This is a genomic window from Mucilaginibacter sp. GW821-FHT07H05, from assembly GCF_059418485.1.
In genome coordinates this window covers 755,982-777,474 of record NZ_JBWKPY010000003.1, presented here as the reverse complement: position 1 = coordinate 777,474, position 21,493 = coordinate 755,982, and the positions used below count along the sequence as shown (strand labels likewise).

The 21,493-nt window shown below is 40.6% G+C and carries 14 protein-coding genes and 1 tRNA gene; 11 read left to right on the top strand and 4 right to left on the bottom strand.

Translation table 11 applies throughout. The annotated features are described in order from the left end of the window. The first annotated feature begins 35 nt into the window (after window positions 1-35). Window positions 36-497: a pantetheine-phosphate adenylyltransferase gene (coaD, locus tag AC07M6_RS10955; RefSeq protein WP_494889285.1), complete on the top strand. Its 462-nt coding sequence runs from the start codon at window positions 36-38 to the stop codon at window positions 495-497. Here the strand turns inward: coaD and AC07M6_RS10950 are convergent. Continuing rightward, on the bottom strand, window positions 472-1,107 hold the full coding sequence (locus AC07M6_RS10950; protein ID WP_494889284.1) for an NUDIX domain-containing protein: 636 nt from the start codon (window positions 1,105-1,107) through the stop codon (window positions 472-474). The genes coaD and AC07M6_RS10950 overlap by 26 nt on opposite strands. Between AC07M6_RS10950 and pyrE the strand changes: the two genes are divergently transcribed. The 3 genes from pyrE (at window position 1,106) to AC07M6_RS10935 (ending at window position 4,012) form a co-directional block, all read left to right on the top strand. Then, a complete protein-coding gene (pyrE, locus tag AC07M6_RS10945) occupies window positions 1,106-1,747 on the top strand; it encodes an orotate phosphoribosyltransferase (RefSeq protein WP_494889283.1) in 642 nt (213 codons plus the stop codon). The genes AC07M6_RS10950 and pyrE overlap by 2 nt on opposite strands. 491 nt (window positions 1,748-2,238) lie before the next feature. After that, a complete protein-coding gene (locus tag AC07M6_RS10940) occupies window positions 2,239-3,870 on the top strand; it encodes an ABC-F family ATP-binding cassette domain-containing protein (protein ID WP_494889282.1) in 1,632 nt (543 codons plus the stop codon). 69 nt (window positions 3,871-3,939) lie between these two features. Next, a tRNA-Lys gene (locus AC07M6_RS10935) sits at window positions 3,940-4,012 on the top strand. Window positions 4,013-4,093: 81 nt separating this feature from the next. On the opposite strand, the gene AC07M6_RS10930 is transcribed toward AC07M6_RS10935, so the two are convergent. Beyond that, the gene (locus tag AC07M6_RS10930) at window positions 4,094-5,737 is read right to left on the bottom strand and encodes a YceI family protein (protein WP_494889280.1); all 1,644 of its coding nucleotides are present in this window, start codon (window positions 5,735-5,737) and stop codon (window positions 4,094-4,096) included. 894 nt (window positions 5,738-6,631) lie between these two features. Between AC07M6_RS10930 and AC07M6_RS10925 the strand changes: the two genes are divergently transcribed. From AC07M6_RS10925 to AC07M6_RS10900, 6 genes are all read left to right on the top strand, one after another. Next, window positions 6,632-7,594 carry a prefoldin domain-containing protein gene (locus tag AC07M6_RS10925; protein WP_494889278.1) on the top strand — a complete coding sequence of 321 codons (963 nt, stop codon included), beginning with the start codon at window positions 6,632-6,634 and terminating at the stop codon, window positions 7,592-7,594. A gap of 46 nt (window positions 7,595-7,640) precedes the next feature. After that, window positions 7,641-8,720 (top strand): hypothetical protein, encoded by a 1,080-nt coding sequence (locus AC07M6_RS10920; RefSeq protein ID WP_494889276.1) that lies wholly within the window; start codon window positions 7,641-7,643, stop codon window positions 8,718-8,720. Window positions 8,721-8,797: 77 nt separating this feature from the next. Continuing rightward, window positions 8,798-9,754: a hypothetical protein gene (locus AC07M6_RS10915; RefSeq protein ID WP_494889274.1), complete on the top strand. Its 957-nt coding sequence runs from the start codon at window positions 8,798-8,800 to the stop codon at window positions 9,752-9,754. A 34-nt stretch (window positions 9,755-9,788) separates the two neighbouring features. Then, a complete protein-coding gene (locus AC07M6_RS10910; RefSeq protein ID WP_494889272.1) occupies window positions 9,789-13,715 on the top strand; it encodes a PKD domain-containing protein in 3,927 nt (1,308 codons plus the stop codon). Between the two features lie 24 nt (window positions 13,716-13,739). Next, a complete protein-coding gene (locus AC07M6_RS10905) occupies window positions 13,740-17,615 on the top strand; it encodes a DUF6443 domain-containing protein (protein WP_494889270.1) in 3,876 nt (1,291 codons plus the stop codon). Between the two features lies 1 nt (window position 17,616). Further along, window positions 17,617-18,057 carry a hypothetical protein gene (locus tag AC07M6_RS10900; protein WP_494889268.1) on the top strand — a complete coding sequence of 147 codons (441 nt, stop codon included), beginning with the start codon at window positions 17,617-17,619 and terminating at the stop codon, window positions 18,055-18,057. 1,043 nt (window positions 18,058-19,100) lie between these two features. On the opposite strand, the gene AC07M6_RS10895 is transcribed toward AC07M6_RS10900, so the two are convergent. Both AC07M6_RS10895 and AC07M6_RS10890 read right to left on the bottom strand, forming a co-directional pair. Next, window positions 19,101-19,820 (bottom strand): LytR/AlgR family response regulator transcription factor, encoded by a 720-nt coding sequence (locus tag AC07M6_RS10895; RefSeq protein WP_494889266.1) that lies wholly within the window; start codon window positions 19,818-19,820, stop codon window positions 19,101-19,103. Next, window positions 19,820-20,872, bottom strand: a complete 1,053-nt coding sequence (locus AC07M6_RS10890) for a sensor histidine kinase (RefSeq protein ID WP_494889264.1) — start codon at window positions 20,870-20,872, stop codon at window positions 19,820-19,822. Before AC07M6_RS10890 ends, AC07M6_RS10895 begins: the two co-directional genes overlap by 1 nt. Before the next feature lie 170 nt (window positions 20,873-21,042). Here AC07M6_RS10890 and AC07M6_RS10885 point away from each other — a divergent pair, with 170 nt between their 5' ends. After that, window positions 21,043-21,483 (top strand): hypothetical protein, encoded by a 441-nt coding sequence (locus tag AC07M6_RS10885; protein ID WP_494889262.1) that lies wholly within the window; start codon window positions 21,043-21,045, stop codon window positions 21,481-21,483. Window positions 21,484-21,493: the final 10 nt, after the last annotated feature.

Genomic DNA, 21,493 nt, shown 5'->3' with positions numbered 1-21,493 from the left:
AGTTGTACTTTCGTATTTGAACAAGCACCAAATCCATGAAGATCGCCCTTTTTCCCGGCTCGTTTGATCCGGTTACCAAAGCCCATGTTGATATTGTAAAACGCTCGGTCGGGTTGTTCGATAAGGTTTACATTGGCATTGGCGCTAACAGCAGTAAGCCGGGTTTTTTGAGCATTGCAAAACGTGAGCAAATGCTGCGCGCGGTTTTTGAGATGGAGCCCAGGATCCATATTATTGCTTATGAAGGCTTAACGGTTGATTTTTGTAAGAGTATTGACGCCACGTTTATGATCAGGGGCATCCGTACCGTATCCGATTTTGAGTATGAAAAGGCCATAGCGCAAATGAATCACGCGCTGGCGCCCGATATCGAAAGTATATTTATTGTAAGTAAGCCCGGCTATTCGTCCATCAGTTCAACCATCGTACGCGAAATTATGCGCCACGGGGGCGATGTAGGTCAGTTTATCCCTAAGGAAGCTTTACCGTATCTTTAAGTAAACCAACTTTTTCCAGCACATCCATAATAGAAGGGAAGGTATTGGTGGTGATCTCTTCCATGTGGCCTTTATTAAACCAGCCTAAATCGGTTATGCCTTCCTCTAATTGAGGTTTTAATTTTTCGCTGCCTTTATATTTCATACTATACCAGTAAGTTTTTTTCAGTACAACTTCACCTTTATAGATATAGGTATGATAGGTGTTGATGATCTTTTTACCGGCTTTATTAATAGTAATACCGCACTCTTCCTCTACTTCGCGTACGCCGCCTTCCTTTTTCTTCTCGCCTTTTTCCAGTTTGCCTTTGGGCAGGTCCCACTTATCGTTACGGTAAATAAACAGGTAATCACCTGCCTGGTTTTTTACCAATCCGCCCGATGCTTCAATTAAAGTCCCCGACTTAATGATCCTTTTCAGTGTGGCTTTTGCGTTATCGCACAAAATAAAAAAACGTTTATTTTTGGTTTGCCCGGTAACTTGTGTAAAAATTGTTTTCAGATCAAGCTGCTGATTGTCAAGCTGCTGGAAGTTTTCAGGATGTTTTGGCAACACTGTTGTAAGGACTAAAACCTTTTCGTTGATATAAATTCTGTATTTTTGAGCCATGTTTAATAAAACTGAGACCGAACAAAAAGTAGCCGAGTTTCTGCTGCAAATTAAAGCAATTAAATTACAACCTAATAATCCTTTTACATGGGCTTCGGGGTGGAAGTCACCAATTTATTGCGATAATAGGGTTACGCTTTCGCACCCATCTATCCGTACCTATATCAGGCAACAGCTTACCGAACTGATACAGGATGAGTTTGGATCGGTTGGTTGTATTGCAGGTGTGGCCACGGCAGGTATCCCGCAAGGAGTCCTGGTTGCCCAGGAGTTGGGGTTGCCATTTGCTTATGTACGCGCAAAAGCTAAGGAACATGGTACCGGCAGTTTAATTGAAGGAGAGATTAAAACCGGCGAGCGGATTGTAGTGATAGAAGACCTGATATCGACCGGTAAAAGCAGTTTGCAGGCAGTTGATGCCTTGCGATCAGCCGGGCATGATGTTGCCGGCCTTGCAGCCATATTTAGCTACGGGTTTGATATTGCTGATGAAAACTTTAAAAAAGCCAAATGCCGCTTTGTAACACTGTCAAACTATAACGCTTTATTAAAATTTGCCGAAGAAGGCCAGTATATATTGCCCGACGATGTTGAATTGTTGAAAAACTGGCGCGAAGACCCCGCTAACTGGGGTAAATAAAAAATCCGCAGCCAAACAACTGCGGATTGAATATATCAATAGTCCATCAAATTTTTATTGCGTATTATACTAAGTTAGTCTTAGTATAATACGCATTTATATTTTAAATGCGGCCTTCCGTTAACCAGCAGGCAATTAAATAACTTTTCTGTTTTCAAAGTTACGTATAGCTACTACCACGTTGATAAAGATCAAACTTACAATTAAAGCTGCCATAATATAAACATTAAAAGGTTTTGCGTTGGTATAAGAAGGGCAACTCTTATGCCAAGGCGTATAATTGGTGAATTATACTCTTTTAACGTAATCAAGTGAGGATTTGTTTCGTATGCGCGTATAATTTGTGGAAGTTTATCTACAGTTTTGGGAAAATGACAAAGAAATTATCTATCTCAATTAAAACTCTTAATTATTAATAATATTAGCTATTAATTAAGCAGAAAATAAGCGGGAATAACTGTACTTTTGCGCAAAATTCAGTTTGAATATATATGATAACGGTATCTAATCTTTCCTTACGTTACGGTAAGCGCACTTTATTTGAGGATGTTAACCTGAAATTTACCCAGGGCAATTGCTATGGGATAATTGGCGCTAACGGCGCGGGAAAATCTACCTTTATGAAGATCCTTTCGGGCGAGATAGATCCTTCAACAGGTTCGGTATCCTTTACGCCCGGTGAACGCATGGCCGTGCTCACACAAAACCACTATGCTTTTGACGAATTTCCGGTGATTGAGACCGTAATGATGGGGCATAAGGAGCTGTATGATGTAAGGCAGGAAAAAGATGCTATTTATATGAAAGAAGATTTTACAGATGCGGATGGCGAACGTGCCGGCGAACTGGAAAATCTTTTTGCTGAAATGGACGGCTGGAATGCCGAAAGCAATGCCGCCACGCTGTTAAGCAATTTAGGTATTAAAGAAGACCTGCATTATAAACTACTGAAAGAACTTGATGGTAACCAAAAAGTACGTGTTTTATTGGCGCAGGCCTTATTTGGTAACCCCGATATTTTACTGCTGGATGAGCCTACCAACGATTTGGACATCCACACCATTAGCTGGTTGGAAGACTTTTTAGCCAGTTACGAGGCTATCGTTTTAGTGGTATCGCACGACAGGCACTTCCTGGATACGGTTTGTACGCATGTGGTGGATATTGATTTCTCCAAAATGACCATCTATACCGGTAACTACTCGTTCTGGTACGAATCGAGCCAACTGGCTTTAAAGCAACGGGCCGATCAGAATAAAAAGACCGAAGACAGAGTGAAGGAATTGCAGGATTTCATCCGCAGGTTTAGCGCCAATGCATCCAAATCAAAACAGGCTACCAGTCGTAAAAAGGCCCTGGACAAGATCAATCTGGACGAAATTAAACCATCAAACCGGAAATATCCGGGGATTATTTTCAATAACCAGGGCAGGGAAGCCGGCGACCAGATTTTGCAAATAGAAAATTTACGCAAAGCATCAGCCGGGGAGTTGCTGTTCAGCAATATAAACCTGACAGTGGGTAAGGGCGATAAAATTGCCGTGCTATCGCAAAATAGTTTGGCTACAACCGCTTTTTATGAGATACTGACCGGCCGTGATAAGGATTTTAAGGGTGAATTTAAATGGGGCGTAACCATTAATATTGCCGATATCCCGATGGATAACTCGGAATACTTTAAAGGCAAGGACGATAACCTGATCGATTGGCTGCGGGAGTACTCGACAGGAGAGAAGGACGATCAGTTTATCCGTGGATTTTTAGGCCGGATGCTTTTTAGCGGAGAGGAAGTGCTGAAGAAAAGCAATGTATTATCAGGCGGCGAGAAGATGCGCTGCATGTTTAGCCGTATGATGCTGCAACAGGCCAATGTATTACTGTTTGACGAGCCAACCAACCACCTTGATCTGGAATCGATCACCGCGCTGAATAACGGTATGAAGGACTTTAGGGGGACAATGCTGTTTACCTCGCGAGATCATGAACTGACATCAACCGTGGCTAATCGTATTATTGAGTTAACCCCGGGAGGCATCATAGATAAGTTAATGACCTATGACGAGTATATTAACAGCGATGCAGTAGAAAAGCAGCGCGAAGAATTGTATGCGTCTGTCAGGTAGGTTTAATATACCGGCAGGGTATTAGTGTATTTCAATTTTTCCTGTATATTTGCCATCCCAATAAAAAATGACTTGGTAGCTCAGTCGGTAGAGCAACTGACTCTTAATCAGTGGGTCGAGAGTTCGAGCCTCTCCCAGGTCACTTGATAATCAATAATTTAGCCCTGCTAAACAAGCAGGGCTAAATTATTGCAGAAAATTAATTACAAACCTGAATCCCCAATTATCTGCTATGCTTTTTTGCTACGATTTTTATAAAGAGTTTAACATTGTCGGAAATCGTTGCATCACCAGATTGATCAAAGAACTTTTCTGATCCATAATCGATGCCCCAATCTGTTCGATCAATGATCAGCGTGCCATTCAGCACCACGGTTCCGTCCATTCCGTCCTTAAAATACATATTGGCCGGAAAAGTAACCGCCTTCGTGATACCTTCAATGGTCAGGTTCCCTGTAACTTTTAAATTCGCGATAGCTTCAATGGTCATGTTCCCGTTCCTCCCTTCAGTTTTTCCATCATTCACTGTTTCAACCTTCGTAACCGCGAATGTGGCAACAGGGAATTTTTTGACATCAAAAAATGCAGGTAATTTATTGTGCGGACCATCATCATCAAATTTTTGTTCAATTGTATTCATGTCCACGTCAACTGCACCGCCCACCAGATGACGGTTTTCGATCAACAGCCCTCCTTTTAATATATTGACGTCCCCTGTAGCGGAACCATCACTAACTAATTTAGTACCTTCCCACCCACCAAATAGCGAAGAACCTTTCCATACTACAGCACTTTGTTTGGTATCTACGATATATTTTTTCTGACCCTCTTTATTATAAAAGTCCGTGATGGTTTTTACATCATAACGATAAACCCCGGTCGCAGATCCAAACCAAATACTTTCATCGTCAGCTTCCAAAAGCCCAAAAAAAGCATCTCCTGTAATAACTTCTGTTACAGTGGGCGTGTTACTATACAAGGATTTTGCATCATAACGGGAAACTGCCCAAACCGCCACATGGGCAGTATTTACCGGACCGGTAGTCCAGATGTTTCCTTTTTTATCTTCGATGATAGCTTGGGTACCTCTCTCCGATACCCTGGTAAAGGTTTTGCCGTCATAGCGCCAAAGGCCATTGGTTACGTCACCAAGCCAAATATTGCCTTTTCTATCTTCAATTATACTCCAAACATTTGTAAAAGTTTTGCCCTTATGGGTTAACGGGGTAAATGTTTTTCCGTCAAAAACAAAGGCGTCGCCCCTTGTGCCGACCCATAATTTACCGGTTTTATCTTCCATGATGGTAGTAATATCATCATTCCAATTTCCGCTTTTATAAAAACGAGAGGGGTTCGGATTTTTAAAGTTTTGAAAAGATTTCCCATCGTAACGGCTTATTCCACCTCCGGTGCCGAACCAAATCATACCGGCTTTATCTTCATAAACAGACATAACCCGATTATGGGCAAGTCCCTCCGCGGTAGTGAAATGTTGAATGGTTTTCCCGCCTGCACTGAGCGGGGTCGAAGTGTTGTAATAATAAACGCCTGAATCAGTAGTGGTGAACCAAATATTTCTGCGTCGATCTTCCAGGACATCCCAGAACCGGTGCGAACCTATTTTACTGGTAAGATTAGTAAAAGATTTCCCATCGTATCTAAAAACATCACCAAATGATGAGTTGTTCGGGCCGGCCATCAAAATGGTGCCATTGCTGCCTCTTTTTATATTACGAACCATTATGTTAGGCCCTATGTCTTTAATTTCGGGCTTGGTATTATCTTTTGGTACATCTGTTTGGTTTTGTCCACAGGAGGTGAGAAAAGCAGACATTAAGCACAAAGCATATACGTGTAGGTATTTCATAATTTTTTATTTATTGATCCTCTTAGAGTTGATTCAGCGAATCTACTTTGATATTTTTCGGCGAGACGAATTTGGATTGTAAATAAAAATGTAAACTTTGTAAATAAATCTTGACATGATGCGTGATAGCCTAAACCTTCGCTCCCGGAAACGCAAGTATCTGTACGGATTGATATTACTCTCGTTTTTCTCGGTAATCTGCTTGGCTTTCGGTATGAACGGCAATGACGACTTTGTTATCGCCAGAAGGGAAGTTTGGCTCTGCAGGATAGGGATGAACTACTTTTACAGTCGATCACCGTAAAATTGTATGCAAACTGGCCAGATTACGTTTTAAAGCCAACATATACATAGCACCCGCTTTCAGAGGTTAAATCATTTATAGCAGAAAATCAACGGCTTCCCAAAATGCCCTCAGAACAGGATGTTGCTAAAATGGCATCAACCTGGGCGAAATGGTTAAGCTCCAAACTAAAAAGATCGAAGAACTAACCCTATATCTGAATGAAAAAGATAAAAAGACCAGGAGAAAGAGAGTTTGCTGAAATTGCAGCAAAGCCAAATTAACGAATTGCGCAAGCAAGGCGAAACCTTATTGAGAAAGAAAACGTAAAAAGTATTGGATTCAATTAGCTGAATCTGAATAAACGCTTATCACATCATGAAAATACCCTACCGGGCAACTATTGTTGTCTTTTCACTAATTCCTATCGTTTCAAAAGCTCAATGGATAACCAGTGGATCAGATACTTATTTTAATTTATCTGGCTATGTTGGTACCGGTACGACATGACCAGTTACCCACTCACTTTAAATAATGCTTTATCAAAGAAAATCCTTAAAAAATAAATCTGAACGTTAATAACCTAAGCTTAAACACTTACCATCACAATTATGAAAAAAATTTTATTCTTTATCCTGGTATTATTTGCCGGTAAATCATTTGCACAGGATTACAACACCTCAATTACCTTCCCTGCGAATTACCAGGTAGGCGATTATGTAGAATTTGTAGGCGTAGCCCCTATTAGTGCAGGTTCATCGGGATACTATGAAATATCTATAGCTTATACCAGAGGAAATGTGGCGGCAGCGGCAACACATTTGGCCAGTATCGCTCATGCCAATCCAGCGTTATGGCGGGAGGTAGGACGAATAAATGATAATCCATACGTTTCGGCGGGTAAACGCAATTTTACGATTGATTGTAATACCGAATATGCAAATCCAAGATTTAGAATTAGAGGTATAGCGACAAATGGCGTCGCTACTCCAATAACAGTGTATATTAATGTGCATGCTATTAACTATAATAGCGCCTGGACTGCCCTAAATAACAGTGGCAATGATCTTACCGTGACTAAGTTTCTGCCAATGACTAATGAGTGGAATTTGTATGTAGGCAATAATTACAGTTCAGCCGGTGCCAGTTTAGCGATTAAAGCCATAGAGAATGGGAATGTTGGTATTGGCACTAACCAACCTGATGAAAAACTAACTGTATACGGTAAAATTCACGCTCAGGAAGTTAAAGTTGACCTGAGCGTTCCTGGTCCTGATTATGTATTTCACCCTACTTACAAGCTACCCACACTAATCGAAGTAAAAGCCTTCATAGATAAGAATCAACATCTGGCCGAAATTCCTTCGGCTGCCGAAATGGCAAAGAATGGTCTTGACCTGGGCGACATGAATGTTAAGTTATTAAAAAAAGTAGAAGAGTTGACTTTGTACCTGATTGAAAAGGACAAAGAAATTAATGATTTAAAGCAGCAAAAAACAATTAATCAAACTCAACAAAATCAAATTGATGAATTGCGCAAACAAGTCGAAACTTTATTGAAAAAAAAATCGTAAAAAAATAAGATTCAATTAGCTGAACCTAAATAAACACTTATCACATATGAAAATCACCCATTTGGCTTTTACAGCTGTACTTTTGTCCGGTTCTTTTATTTCAAAAGCCCAAAACACTTTTCCTACCCCGAGTGGCAATGTAGGTATAGGTACACTAAGCCCTCAAAGAAGTTTAGATATGTCTAATGCTGGCCAGATAACTTTTGGCGACGATGTGGTAACCAATTCGGCAAACGGCCTATACTGGCATTCCGGTACAGGCTATGGCATTTATCGCACTTCGGGGCCTTGGACAGGGAATGCATATCAGCAACTAAAGATACAATTCGATACGGGCATCCAGTTAGGCGCAGGCCCCAGTCCAACAAATTCAGGTTATGATAAAAGTTATGTAGAGATTATAAGTGGAAAAGGGCTGATGGTTTCTGCCGGAAGTGTAGGTATTGGTACTACTACACCTCTTGCAAAGCTGCAAGTGGGTACATCAACCAGCAACACAGGTTCATCCATCAGTATGATTGGCGGCGCGGCCAGCGGCGGCGCGGTAAATGCGCTTTCACTGGTGAACAGTGCCACAGCAGCAACAGGAAATGAAGTGAATATGACCTTCCATACAGCCGGTAACTATTCGCCTACGGCTAAGATCAGTGCCATTGCCGAATCGGTACAGCCGGTAACCGATCTTGCATTTTCAACTTATAACAGTGTTACGGGAATAACCGAGCAAATGCGGATACTCGGAAATGGTTATGTTGGCATCGGTACAAGTACACCTCACGAAGCGCTATCCGTTAACGGCACAATTCGCTCTAAAGAAGTAAAAGTAGAAACGGCTAACTGGCCAGATTATGTTTTCAAACCGACTTACAAATTGCCATCACTTTTATCAGTAAAGGCTTATATAAACCAAAACCAGCATTTGCCCGAAATACCATCGGAACAAGAGATAAGCAGAGATGGCCTGAACCTGGGCGAAATGAACAAGCTGCTGATGAAGAAAGTGGAGGAGTTAACCTTGTATTTAATTCAACAAAAGGAAGAAACAGAGAATAAAAGTAAAGCGCAGCAATTACAAATTGATGAATTAAAAAGACAAATCGAAACCTTAATAAAAAGGAAGCCGTAAAAAGAATTATATAGCAGACTAATTAAAGATTAGGTCAATCCTAATATCTGTTAAGCCTTAACTTATTATCACAGTTTATGAAAAAAACGTTACTGACCTTTCTATGGGTTATGAGCTTTATAATAGTATATGCTCAAAACTATCCCAACATTGTTAATTACAACTTTAACGGTACTCCAACAAATGGCGTTAAGATCAAAACAAACATCCCATTTGTGGCCGCCACACAAATGCCGACGATAACGATCCAGGGATTTAATTTTGCGTCTACCGAAGCGATCGGCCTCACCATCACTTTTTATATCTACTCCGGTGGAACTAATTTTAATGATCCTGCCAATTATTTTTTCTATAATCCAAAGGTTACTTCTTTCGGGTCATACACACCGCCTGTTTATCTTTCAAATGAAAATGGATTGGTGACCATTCTAATCAATGACAAGCCATATTACCAACGTTTTACTGTCAGTGCATATGCTCAAGGCATGTCGGAAACAAGTACGCAATACCAGGGGTGGACAGTTGTGGATGAAACCCTGTCAGGCACTCAGAGCATCCTTATTCCATATCAGGGCCGTATGGCAGGCGATGTTCAATTACCGGGTGGCGGTATTATTACCAAAGATGGTTCAATTGGTATTGGCACTGTTACGCCCCACGAAGCGTTATCGGTAAACGGTACTATCCGCTCTAAGGAAGTAAAAGTGGAAACAGCCAACTGGCCAGATTATGTTTTTAAGCCCGCTTATCAATTAACCTCACTTTCATCAGTAAAAGCTTACATCGATCAGAACCAGCATTTACCGGAGATGCCTTCGGAGCAGGACGTGGCTAAAAACGGCGTGAACCTGGGTGATATGGATAAACTATTGCTGCAGAAAGTAGAAGAGTTGACCCTGTATTTGATTAACAAGGACAAAGAAGGCAAAGAACAGCAAAATGCCATTCAATTTCTACAAAAACAAATTGATATACTAAATAAAAGGCTTGAAACCTTCGATGATAAAACTGCAATAATAAAGGATAAGCTTTAAACTTAAATAAAGGAATATTTAATAATACAATTATATGTTTAGTAAAACACTTCTCAAATTCGGAATCACAGGCCTTATTTTATTGGCTTGTTATAACTCTAATGCGCAAAAAAATATCGTCGGTGTCGATCTAAAAACAGGTATTGCAAGTGCCTTGATTCCTGTAGGTAATGTGCAAAGCGGTAGTTTGAATTTGCCGATAAATTTAATTTATACATCAGTTGGAGTTAAAGTTAAAGATGTAGAAGATAAAGCAGGAATGGGCTGGCATTTGAGTGCAGGAGGGCAAATTTCAAGGGAGTTACGCGGGCTTCCGGATGATGTTAATACGGATATGCAAGGGCATTCCAGGGTTGGTTGGCTGCATAATACTAACAATAACTACGTCACTAATTTTAATATTAGCAATGATGATAATCTCAGTAGCTGCAACGATGAATTATCAGATGTTGGTTATTTGTCGGGCAATTTCACTGACAACGTAGATACGGAACCTGATATTTTTCATGTGAATGTTCCGGGATTATCGTTCGAATTTTTGTTTGATAAAGACCACAATATCAAAACAATACCTTACAGGGATGTGAAGATTACTTATGTAACTGATAATAATGGTAAAATCACTCAATTTACCGTAATTAACGATAAAGGTATTACTTACACCTTCAGTGTAACTGATCAAATTGAACGGTTTACTGCATCAGTAAATGAAAATAATATTAACTACAAAAAGAAAGAATATAACCAATATACAGATGGCATCTCTTTTTGCGGAACATGGTATTTATTTTCAGTTACCGATCAAAAAAACAATTATATCAATCTTTCCTATAGCGATGATCAATATGAGGATGTAGTAACACCGATAAATTTCTATATCACCGACCCTAATTTAGCGGTTACAAAGGCTACACAATATTTGATAGATGAAGGGCATCAGCCTAAAACCCTGGTTTCCATACAAGGAAATTCGGGAAGTTATACTTTTGAGTATTCTAATAATGGCTTTACCAATAAAACTCTTTTAAAGAGTATCAAAAGCAATATGTTAACATACATATTGAACTATTCGGATGTTAGATACACTAAAAGTGACGGCAATTTCTATAGCAGGTTTTTTTTACGGGATTTTACAACTGCCGATTGCAATACACCAATTAAGTATCATTTTTCTTATATTGGTGAAACTGCCGTTACCGATGCCTATAACAATATCAATTATTATAAAACAACGTTACCCGATTCCTCATCCAAACAAATAGATTACTGGGGGTACTTCAATAATGACACTTCACCATCGGCTACGTTATACCCAGGTTTACTGCTCAACACATCTAATAGTCAGTTTCCCAGGTATCAAATAATTTCAGATAATTTCTACCGGCCTGATTATCAAACGCTTGGCGGCGGAAGTTCGCGGATGGCAAACCCGGCCACCGTTATGACAGGAACATTGAACCAGGTTACCTATGGGGATAATGCGAGTACTACACTTGTTTATGAATCAAATGACTATTATGACGTCCCGGCCTCTCATGTAGTACAAGGAAGCGGCATTCGTGTAAAAAGTATTATTGACTATGATGGTGTTGATCTTAGTAAAAATATAATAACAAATTATTCGTATTTAAATCCTTCGACCGGTGTAACCAGCGGAAAACCAATCTCTCTTCCTGTTTTTGCTTTTACACGGCCATATAATAGCCAAATTTCGGGTGTAAATGGCTACAATATAGGAACTGTAAGGTCTGATGTTGATCTCAGTCAGGAAGATCATTATGTAATGTATAATTATATACGGAAAAGCCAGGCAGGAGCAGGAAGTGTTTTATATGAACATTTTACACCTGCCATGTATTGGGATAATACTGCTAGCCCTGTTGATAATACTGCCAATGCTGATTGGGCTCCTAATAAAACATATGTGGCCCGGACTAATTGCACAGACATTGGCTATATGAGTAGCTATTTGAATAATTACCCTTTTGCACCTAACACCAATTATGATTTTGAGAGAGGGTTATTAAAAAAAGTGACTAATTATGATGAGGCCGGGCATGAAACGAATGAAACAACTTATTCGTATCAGAGAACGGGAAGCCCAACAATAATAACAGGATTGAGATTTGAAGGCATGGGAAATGCCACACTTTATTCAAAATATAATATTTATGCATCTACCGATGAACTGATGTTTAAAAAGGAGGAGAAAATTTATGATTCGTCCACCTTTACGCAATCACTGCAAAGTTCCACAACCTACAGTTATGGGAGCTTGAAACATAAACTGGTTACAAGCGAGAGCACAACTAATAGTGATGGCAGTATAAAAAGAGTGTTTTATAAATATGTAAAAGATTATGATGCTGTTGCTGGTTCAGATATTAATACCAACGCATTGTATTTTTTACAGCAACAAAACGTAAATATACCTGTAGAAACCTACTTTCAGGATGAGCGTGCCGGCGTAAATAAAACAAATAGCGGCTTTTTGATCAAATTTAACGCGTTTACTACCGCCTATAATAATGTGATATACAACGTTTCGCAGCAGTTTAAATTTTTAAGCCCTGATGGTGTTACTGATTTTACACCAAGTGTTGTTTCGGGTGGCGTTTTTACAAACGACTCCAGATATTATTGTGTGGAGAACGATCTTGTTTATGACCGAAGTGGCTTTGTACAAACCCAGGAAGGAAACAACCGCAAGACGCAAACAACATTAACCGATGTATCCACACAGCTACCTATAGCAAATATTTATAATGCGTCGGTTGCGGAGATCGGTTACTTAAGCATGAACAACTTTGCGGACAACACTTATTTTTATAGGCTCGCCGGCAATTATAATTTAACAGAGAATACGCGCGTAGGCGGCCAGGCCCAAATTCTGGAAACAGGCGCCACACTTGCCAGGGCGATTGTGAAAAAGAATATCACTAAAAATTACATTTTCTCTGCATGGGTAAACACATCTGTTGCAGCCACCCTTACAGCCGTAATAGTTAACGATAATAACCAGTCTGTTTCGTATAATTTGCCCCTTATGGGATCGGCACAATGGAAATACTATGAATTAAAAATCCCTGTAAATAATGTAACACAAAATTTTACTTTAAAGCTTCAAGGTAATCATGATATTAAATTGGACGAACTTTTATTTTACCCTGAAAATGCGGAAGTTACTACCTATGCATATGACCGTAACACCCGTTACAAAACAGCACAAACTAATACCAACGGAATCACCCAATATTATACTTTCGATCAGTACGGCAGACTGAACTATGTTTTTGATCAAAATAAAAACATGATCATTAAGAAGAGCTACAACTTTACCGATAGCTACAAAACTTTTTACCAGCCTTCTTTTACTTATACTCCAACGCAGTTTTTATATCCATCAACCCCCATAACATTTAGTTTAATTAATAGTTTATCAACTTGTCAATATGCGGGCGCGTCTCTCAGTTGGAATTTTGGAGATGGCTCCCAACCTGTGGTAGCTACTTCATACGATCAGCCTACCCATGTTTATGCACAAACAGGTACCTATACAGTAACAGTTACTGCAACCAGTCCAGATCATGTCCAGGTTTCGAGTTCTATGCCAATTACAATCACTGCTGTTCCTGTTTCTCTGGGCTATCAAACTCAAACTACAACCGAAGCCACATTTGATTTCTATCAAAATGGCAATTTAATGTATAGCATTACCAGTGCCGACATAAGTTCCGCGTTTACCACTATTCCAAGGGGCGTATATAATGTTCAGGTACAGATACGCAATACAGCAACAGAACTGGATCCGAACGGTTCGACCGACCGGCTGAAAATCTTCATAGATGGGAATCTGGCTTCGTGCGCAACATTTTACCTTAGCGGATCAATGAGTTATACATGGGATCTAAGTAATAACAGTTCCTTGTATTTTTCGATAGAAACCGGAGCCTGTAACTAAATCGATTAACTAAACCTAAGCAAGATGTTAAAAAAAATACTCGTTTTATCACAGGTTTTAATAACCTTGATCATACAAAATACATTAGGTCAGGATATCAGCAGCACCTATCCTATTGTATTACCACAATTAAATAATAATTCTTTTGTGGTGCAATCAGGATCAACCGTTAATATTATTAGTAGCCAGTCTGTCACTTTATTGTCCGGAACAATATTGCAAAATGGTTCCAATGTTTCCATAAGGATCGGAACCCCTCCGGGATTTGTAGGCACACCGCTGCTTAGAAGTTATGTACAACAAGATGTTATCAAAGTAGCAGGCATCACTACCGATGACCAGGTGTATAACTTAAATGCTTTTCAAAAACAAACTACAAAAACATTTATCGACGGATTTGACCGTGTTGTACAAACAATTGCTGTTAAAGCAAGTCCGCTTCAACACGATATCGTTCAAGCATTTGATTATAACTCCCTGGGCCAACAAACCGCCGGATATTTACCATATACAGGTAGCGACGGATCTGGTAATTTTAGGTCATCCGCCTTAAATGAACAAGCGGCTTTCTATAGCAATGGTACAACCGACAAAATTGTCGATGACCCATCGCCATTTGCACAACAGGTTTTTGAGAACAGCCCTTTACAAAGAGTTTTGCAGATGGGCTCTGCCGGGACGGGCTTCCAGCCGGGGCAACATTTCAAAGTATTCGGTTATCGTTCAAATAGTACCGGCGATAATGTGATTAAGTGGGGCGATAACGGCACTTATCAAGGCGTTTATACAGCTAATGCACTGGAGGCTAAGGAAGCTACAGACGAACAGGGTTTAAAAATAATACTTTTTACAGATCTGGACGGGCATCTTATTTTGAAACGCCAGCTGGCCAACGAAACTATTAACGGAAACACAGTTACCTATTTTGATACTTATTATGTTTATAATAATGCCGGTTTGGTTAGCTATGTAATTCCGCCCAAAGCAGTGTCGGCAATGGCATCCGGCGCAAACTGGGATATTACACAACAATCGGTCAATGCACTGCTTTTTAAATTTGTATACGATAACCGTGGCAACGTAATTGAGAAAGCCCTTCCGGGTAATATTACACTTAATGTTGTTTTTGATCCGTTAAACCGGCCCGTGCTTATTCAGGACGGTAATCTAAAAGCCAATCATCAATGGAATTACGTCAAATATGATGCTAAGGGCAGGGCAATCAGCCAGGGGGTTTATACCAATAACACTTACCTTACGCGGGTTTCCATGCAGCAATATGTAAATGGCCTTAACTACGATAATTACTTTGAAGACCGTTCAGCCAATACAGCAACAGGTAATTACACCAATAATGTATTTCCGGTAAGTGATATCACCGACCTGGCTTATGCTTATTACGATGATTACGACATCAATAATGATGGAAACGCTGATTATACCTATCAGGCCCAGGGCTTATCAAACGAAGCCACCCCAACTATAGCTACCAGGGGTATGTTAACCGTAGTAAAAAAGAAAACGGTTGGGCAGGGTATAACCGCAACGTGGCTATATAATGTATTGTTTTATACCGATAAAGGCGAGTTGATACAGGCCTTGGGTAATAACCTGTTAAATACAGCTTTAAATGATGTTAGAACCAGCGTGCCGGATTTTACCGGAAAGCCGGTACAGGTTAAGGTGATAAAAAATGCAGGAGCCACAACCGTAACGGTGTCGACTAACTTTACTTATGACCATACCAATCGCTTATTAGCTATCGATCAGTCATACAATGGGGCAAGCCCCGTAAGAACGGCGGCGTATACATACAATGAGATTGGGCAATTAGTGGCAAAAAATCTTCACTCTACCAATGGTGGCAGTAATTTCCTGCAAACACTCGACTATCGTTTTAACATCAGGGGGCAATTAACCAGTATTAATAATAGTACTTTAACCAACGATGGTATAAAAAATAACGATAGCAACGATATTTTCGGCATGGAGATACTGTATGATCAAACAGATAACCTGCTGGGAAATGCAGGCTATTTTAATGGCAATATATCTGCAGTAAAATGGATGACGAAAAATGGGCTGGGCCAGGCTACGGCCGAACGCAGCTATATTTACCAATATGATCAGCTAAACAGGTTAAAAAACGCGGTATATGCAGACAGACAAAGCAGCAGCACTTGGGCCAATATAGGCGGATTTGATGAAAAGAACATTAAATACGATGAAAACAGCAATATAATAGCATTACAGCGTAATGCCATTATAAATGGCACCATCACCGCTATAGACGATTTGCAATACGATTATATTGGCAATCAACTCAATAACGTAAGTGATGGCAATGCGGGCAATTACACCGCCTTAGGCTTTAAAAACCTGACCGGATCCACCGGTGTTTACCAGTACGATGATAACGGCAACCTAAAAACCGATCCTAAAAAAGGCATTTCGTTAACCTACAATACATTAAACCGTACAGATAAGATCACTATTAACACGGCTACCGGTAGGTATATCACTTACACTTACGATGCATCGGCAGTTTTACTGCGAAAGCAACAATTTGATAATAACCAATTACAAAAAACAACCGATTATACCGATGGGTTTATTTTTGAAAACAACATCCTGGTTAGCTTTAATATGCCCGAAGGCAGGGTAAGGAATGTAAACGGAGTTTTAAAACCCGAGTATGTAATTACCGATAACATGGGCAATGCCAGGGTTAGTTTTGAAGAGCAAAATGGCCAGGCAGCCGTTAAGCAGGAAAATAGCTATTATCCATTTGGCTTAGTGATGAACGGCAGTAATGTACCCACGCCATCGCAACCCAATAAAAACTTGTATAATGCCGGCGCCGAGTGGCAAAACGATTATGCCGACCTGCCCGATTATTACCAAACTTATTACCGTAATTATGATGCTGCCCTGGGGCGTTTTGTAGGTATTGATCCGCAGGCTACGCTATATGAATCATTTAGCCCTTATCAATATGCTTTAAACAATCCCTTATCTAATAACGATCCCTTAGGCGACCGGACAATGGCCGAATGGCAGGGGATAATTGATCAATTACTAAGTTCACAATACGGCGGTTATGCCGATAATACATCAGTGCGCGAATTTGACAGCGCGTTAGACGCCATACAATCGTTTTATATGGGCGGCGGTGACGGCGGCGGCGGCGGCGCAGGCGGGTCGGCAGTACCTTATCCCGTGGCGGCAGCCACATTTAACGCAGGGGTAGCCGCTGGTGCCAAAGGCTTTGGCACTCAATATGCCGATACATCGCCCTACTATCTCCAGTACATTTATTTAATGACCCATCCGGTTGTGATAACGCCCAATATGAGCGATGCGCAGATACTCAATGCCATTCATGGTGCAGCAGATGCGGCGTTTAATCAGTATCTTGGTATCGGCAGGAGAGATGCCGATCAGGGGGGGGATGACAATGCTGCAAACAGCCGTAGTAGCGTAGGAAATGCTCTTGTAATCGGAGGTGTATCATATGCGGCTATGGAGAATGCTGTCGCTAATAAGTACTGGTGGTTAAGTGCAAAAGGAGAATACCTGTCTACTAAAATTTTAAAAATCGGTGCGGATGGCAAATTCATTCGTGGTGTACAGGGATACAGAAATGGCTACCAAAGTGCATTAGGCGCTGCAAGTAAATTTAAAGTTGCTGGAAATATAGTTGGAGGACTTGGTATTGCAACGACTGGATTGCAATATTTGAACGGAGACATTACCGGTACAGAGGCTACTGTTGATGCTGTATTCGGGGTAATCGGCTTTTTCGGGCCAATCGGAGCGGGTATTAGCGCGACTTATTTTCTTGGGAAAATGGGTTACGAATATTTCAGTGGCAATACTTTATTTGATAAACCAAGGTAATATGAATGTTTTAGTATTAGTTTTTAATAGGGTGTATTTTATTTTGCAGAAAGTAGGAAATCAAAGCCCATTTTTAGGTGCAGTGATATTAGTCACAATATTGATAAGTTCAATGATTTTCAGTATCTGGTTAGGTGTATTTGCATTCAAGGATGAAGCTTTGCACATTCGAAGCGGTACATATTTTTTAATAATGTTTGCTGTTTTTATATTGTTGTACTTGTTTGCAAATAAGTATAAAGAAAAAATTATTTGTGATAGTGCAGGTGCTCCATCCATCAATAATATATATGTTTTAATTATTTATATTGTTGCTTTAGGGACTTTCATATTTTTATCAAACATTAACCGTGAAAAAGTATTTAAAGAGCGAAGCACATTTATCAAAAGGAATAAAAATAAGTCGCTCGAAAGTGTCATACGTAGGTGGTTTGAAAACTAACTTATATCAGTAACCAGCGCTTTGGCAACAATAACAGAGTTATAGTATTACGCATCAGGCTTTGTGTCCTAACTCGCAAGCGCCTCCAGTTTGCGGCAAGCGTAGTTGGTACTATAGTGGATAGTATACCATGAGCAATGCACCGATATATTATCCTCAGTGTATCAGATACTGCGTTTAATCAGGATATACATACGAAGCAAATGATGGTTTAGCGACAAAAGACGTTTTTAACCTACCTGTATGTTAACTTATTTATATAAGTACTATTTATGGATGTTTTATCAATGGCGCCCCAGGGATGTACCAGAGTGGAATTCCATATTTGCGATATGTTTCTTTTTTTTGCCAAACTATGTAGCATTGGTCTTCTTTCTAAGCAAAGTTATTGATAAAGCTTTTGTGCAAATGTTAGGGTATGGAATTATTCCTATCATAATAGCCTTATTTGTACTCAACTATTTCTTGTTTATAAGGAATAAACGCTATTTGGTTTTATTAAAAGAGTTGGCTCAAAGGCCATCTGCAGAAAACAAGAAAGGAGTTACTTTAGTAATTTTATGTGCGATAGAGGCCCTTTTGATACCCTGGATACTAATGCTATGTTAGGATGAAAACTACTTGTCATGTAGAAAAAATAAACGATCATCTTCCAATAAATTCTAAAAAATGGTAGTACTTATATAGTTGTAAGGTTTTAAGGGAAGAGGTATTAGGTGATATTACCTATTAAGAAGTTAGGTAGAATGGTAACACCCAATCCACATCAACATAATTTGCGACAGTTGATAAAAAGGGTCTTAATAACCCTGCTTTCGAAGAAAGTATAGCAAACCACACCATCAACCAGTTTTAGTTGCTAAGCAATACGATTAGTAATCGATATGTAGATTTCCGATAAATAGAAAAAAATTTGTAATTACCTATACAGATACAAGTATTCTGAATTTCCTTTCTATACTGAAAGACTAAATAGGAGCACTATGATGTTATTAATCCCATCATTGCTCCATGTTGAACCAGACATTTATTATTCTATTAGCTCATTTGGAGCTCAGGGCCTTTTCCAGTTCCTCTTTAAAGTTCCGCCCGATCGGAATCTGGTGGCCGTCGAGCAGGATACAGTTCCGCTCAAGCCGGGTGACCTTCTGCAGGTTGACGATAAAAGATTTATGCACACGAGTGAATCGATTAGCGGGGAAGATGTCCAGCATGGCTTTGACCGAGCCTTTGAGCAATATCTTTTTAGCCGGTGTATGGATAATGGCATAGTCTTTCAAGCCCTGGATATGTGTCACTTCGTTAAATTGCAATTTGATTCGCTGGACACCGCTTTTCACAAAGATAAAATCGTTGTTTTCCGCCGGGTTATCGTCAAGATGGCTATGTTGTTCGTTCAATGCTAAAAGTTCCCTGGCTTTGCTGATGGCCAGCCCGAAGCGCTCGAATGCGATGGGTTTTAATAAGAAATCGATCACGCCCAGTTCGTAACCGTCAAAGGCATAATTACGGTAGGCGGTGGTGAAAATCGTAAGGGGCGGGTCAGGTAATTGTTTCAAAAACTCGATTCCCGTCATTTCGGGCATTTCGATATCCAGTAACAGCAGGTCGGCCGGGTGTTTTTCTAAGTGAGCTAAAGTTGTTTTGGCATTGGGGAAAAGGTGTACGGCCTGCACCCCGGCTATGCGGTTTACATAGCCTTCCAGTACTTCCCTTGCCAGCGGCTCATCGTCTACAACTACAATCGTTAACAGCTTTTCCATCAGAGTTCAATGACCAGCCTGGCCTTAAAAGTGTTTACCTCGTCTTCCAGTTCCAGTTCGTGCCTTCCCGGGTAAAGCAGGTCCAGCCGTTTACGCAAATTATTCAGCCCGATACCACCTTTAGTTGCAGCGTTAACCAACACGGGTTTGGTGTTCTCGACCTGCATCGTTAAGGTCTTTCCGTTCAGGCTGATAGTTACCTTCAGCCAGCCGTTTTCCGTTTGTCTGCTGAGCCCATGCTTAAACGCATTTTCCACCAGAGGCAGCAGCAATAAGGGTGCAATGGTTTGCCCCTCCACTGCCCGATCCATGGTCAGGGTGATATACGCCCCGCCATTAAACCGCAACCGCTCCAGTTCGATATAATTATGCAGGTAGCCGAGTTCTTTATCCAACAGTACCTTTTCATCATTACTGTCATACAACATGTATTCCATCATAGCCGACAGCTTCAGCACCACGTCAGGTGCCAGTTCCGATTTTTTAAGCGTCAGCGCATACAGGTTATTCAGGATATTGAATAAGAAATGTGGGTTGACCTGCGCCCGCAGGAAATCGACCTCGGCATGAAGTTTCTCTACCGTGATCTGCTGAATGATGAGCTGCTGTCCGTACCAATCCAGGCTGAGTTTGAGGGCGAGCATCAGGCTCAGGTACCATAGCGCGCTAAAAAAGTTATAAGAAATGGCCTCGAGCAGGTTACTGTTATACATCGGGCCTACCACAAAGCCATACAAATAGAAATCATACAGGCTTTGCAGGAGCACATAAGCGATGACGGAAATGAGCACCGCCGCAACATAAGCTCCATACCTTTTTTTATGCGCGTATTTAGGCAAAAAGTAATGCAGGTTCAAATAAGCGATCACAATGAGCAGGGCAATCCGGCCGCTTACACAGGCAAAGAAATAAGGAAGGTTCGTTTTATAGATCAGGTACTTTTTCTCATACAGGAAAAAACCGGTAACCAGTATCCAGTAGGCGCCGTGGACGAGCGCATGGCGAAGGGTAAAGCTTCGTTTGGAGAATGGCAATTGAAACGTTTTTTCCATATGTTAAAGAAAACTAAAAGCCTCCGGCCTGCGAAATTATATCGACGAACGACTCAAAAAGTAGAGGAAATATAAGCATAAAAAGCTGACGTCTACTATTTTGGTTGTTGCTCTACTATTTTTTGCCGATTCGGGTTGCCGGCTTAAATTGCTTAAAAAAAATAAGCATTATGAAAAAGATCACATTTATCGGGGCGTTATTGTTTACGCTCATCAGCTTAAGTTTCACCACCAGGTTTGGCCTGGACAAGTACGAGATCTATTTGAATAACCAGCTTGTGCTGAAGCAAGCCGTTAACCAGCCGCTGAATTTACGGGTACTGGCTTTGGATAAGGCCAAAGAGAGCGACCAGTTGCAGATTGTTTACAGCCATTGCATGCGGAACAACGGGCCCGGCACCGGCAGAAGCCTCGCCTTAAAGGATGAGGCCGGCCATACCCTGCGGCAATGGACATTTGCCGATGCGAGCGGTACCGACCTGAAAATGACAGTGGCGGTAAAAGATGTGCTACAGTTGCAAAAGAAAAATGCCGGTCATGAACTGAGCCTCTACTACACATCGCATGAGTTGGAAAAAGGGGAAATGCTCTCCATGATCCGTTTTAAATAACAGACAGGCA

Excerpts from the sequence above, each read along its gene's own strand:
- AC07M6_RS10895 (WP_494889266.1), bottom strand. The coding sequence starts at position 19,820 with ATGGAAAAGCTGTTAACGATTGTAGTTGTAGACGATGAGCCGCTGGCA.
- AC07M6_RS10905 (WP_494889270.1), top strand. The coding sequence starts at position 13,740 with ATGTTAAAAAAAATACTCGTTTTATCACAGGTTTTAATAACCTTGATC.
- AC07M6_RS10900 (WP_494889268.1), top strand. The coding sequence starts at position 17,617 with ATGAATGTTTTAGTATTAGTTTTTAATAGGGTGTATTTTATTTTGCAG.
- AC07M6_RS10915 (WP_494889274.1), top strand. The coding sequence starts at position 8,798 with ATGAAAAAAACGTTACTGACCTTTCTATGGGTTATGAGCTTTATAATA.
- pyrE (WP_494889283.1), top strand. The coding sequence starts at position 1,106 with ATGTTTAATAAAACTGAGACCGAACAAAAAGTAGCCGAGTTTCTGCTG.
- AC07M6_RS10925 (WP_494889278.1), top strand. The coding sequence starts at position 6,632 with ATGAAAAAAATTTTATTCTTTATCCTGGTATTATTTGCCGGTAAATCA.
- AC07M6_RS10930 (WP_494889280.1), bottom strand. The coding sequence starts at position 5,737 with ATGAAATACCTACACGTATATGCTTTGTGCTTAATGTCTGCTTTTCTC.
- AC07M6_RS10890 (WP_494889264.1), bottom strand. The coding sequence starts at position 20,872 with ATGGAAAAAACGTTTCAATTGCCATTCTCCAAACGAAGCTTTACCCTT.
- AC07M6_RS10885 (WP_494889262.1), top strand. The coding sequence starts at position 21,043 with ATGAAAAAGATCACATTTATCGGGGCGTTATTGTTTACGCTCATCAGC.
- AC07M6_RS10940 (WP_494889282.1), top strand. The coding sequence starts at position 2,239 with ATGATAACGGTATCTAATCTTTCCTTACGTTACGGTAAGCGCACTTTA.
- AC07M6_RS10920 (WP_494889276.1), top strand. The coding sequence starts at position 7,641 with ATGAAAATCACCCATTTGGCTTTTACAGCTGTACTTTTGTCCGGTTCT.
- coaD (WP_494889285.1), top strand. The coding sequence starts at position 36 with ATGAAGATCGCCCTTTTTCCCGGCTCGTTTGATCCGGTTACCAAAGCC.
- AC07M6_RS10910 (WP_494889272.1), top strand. The coding sequence starts at position 9,789 with ATGTTTAGTAAAACACTTCTCAAATTCGGAATCACAGGCCTTATTTTA.
- AC07M6_RS10950 (WP_494889284.1), bottom strand. The coding sequence starts at position 1,107 with ATGGCTCAAAAATACAGAATTTATATCAACGAAAAGGTTTTAGTCCTT.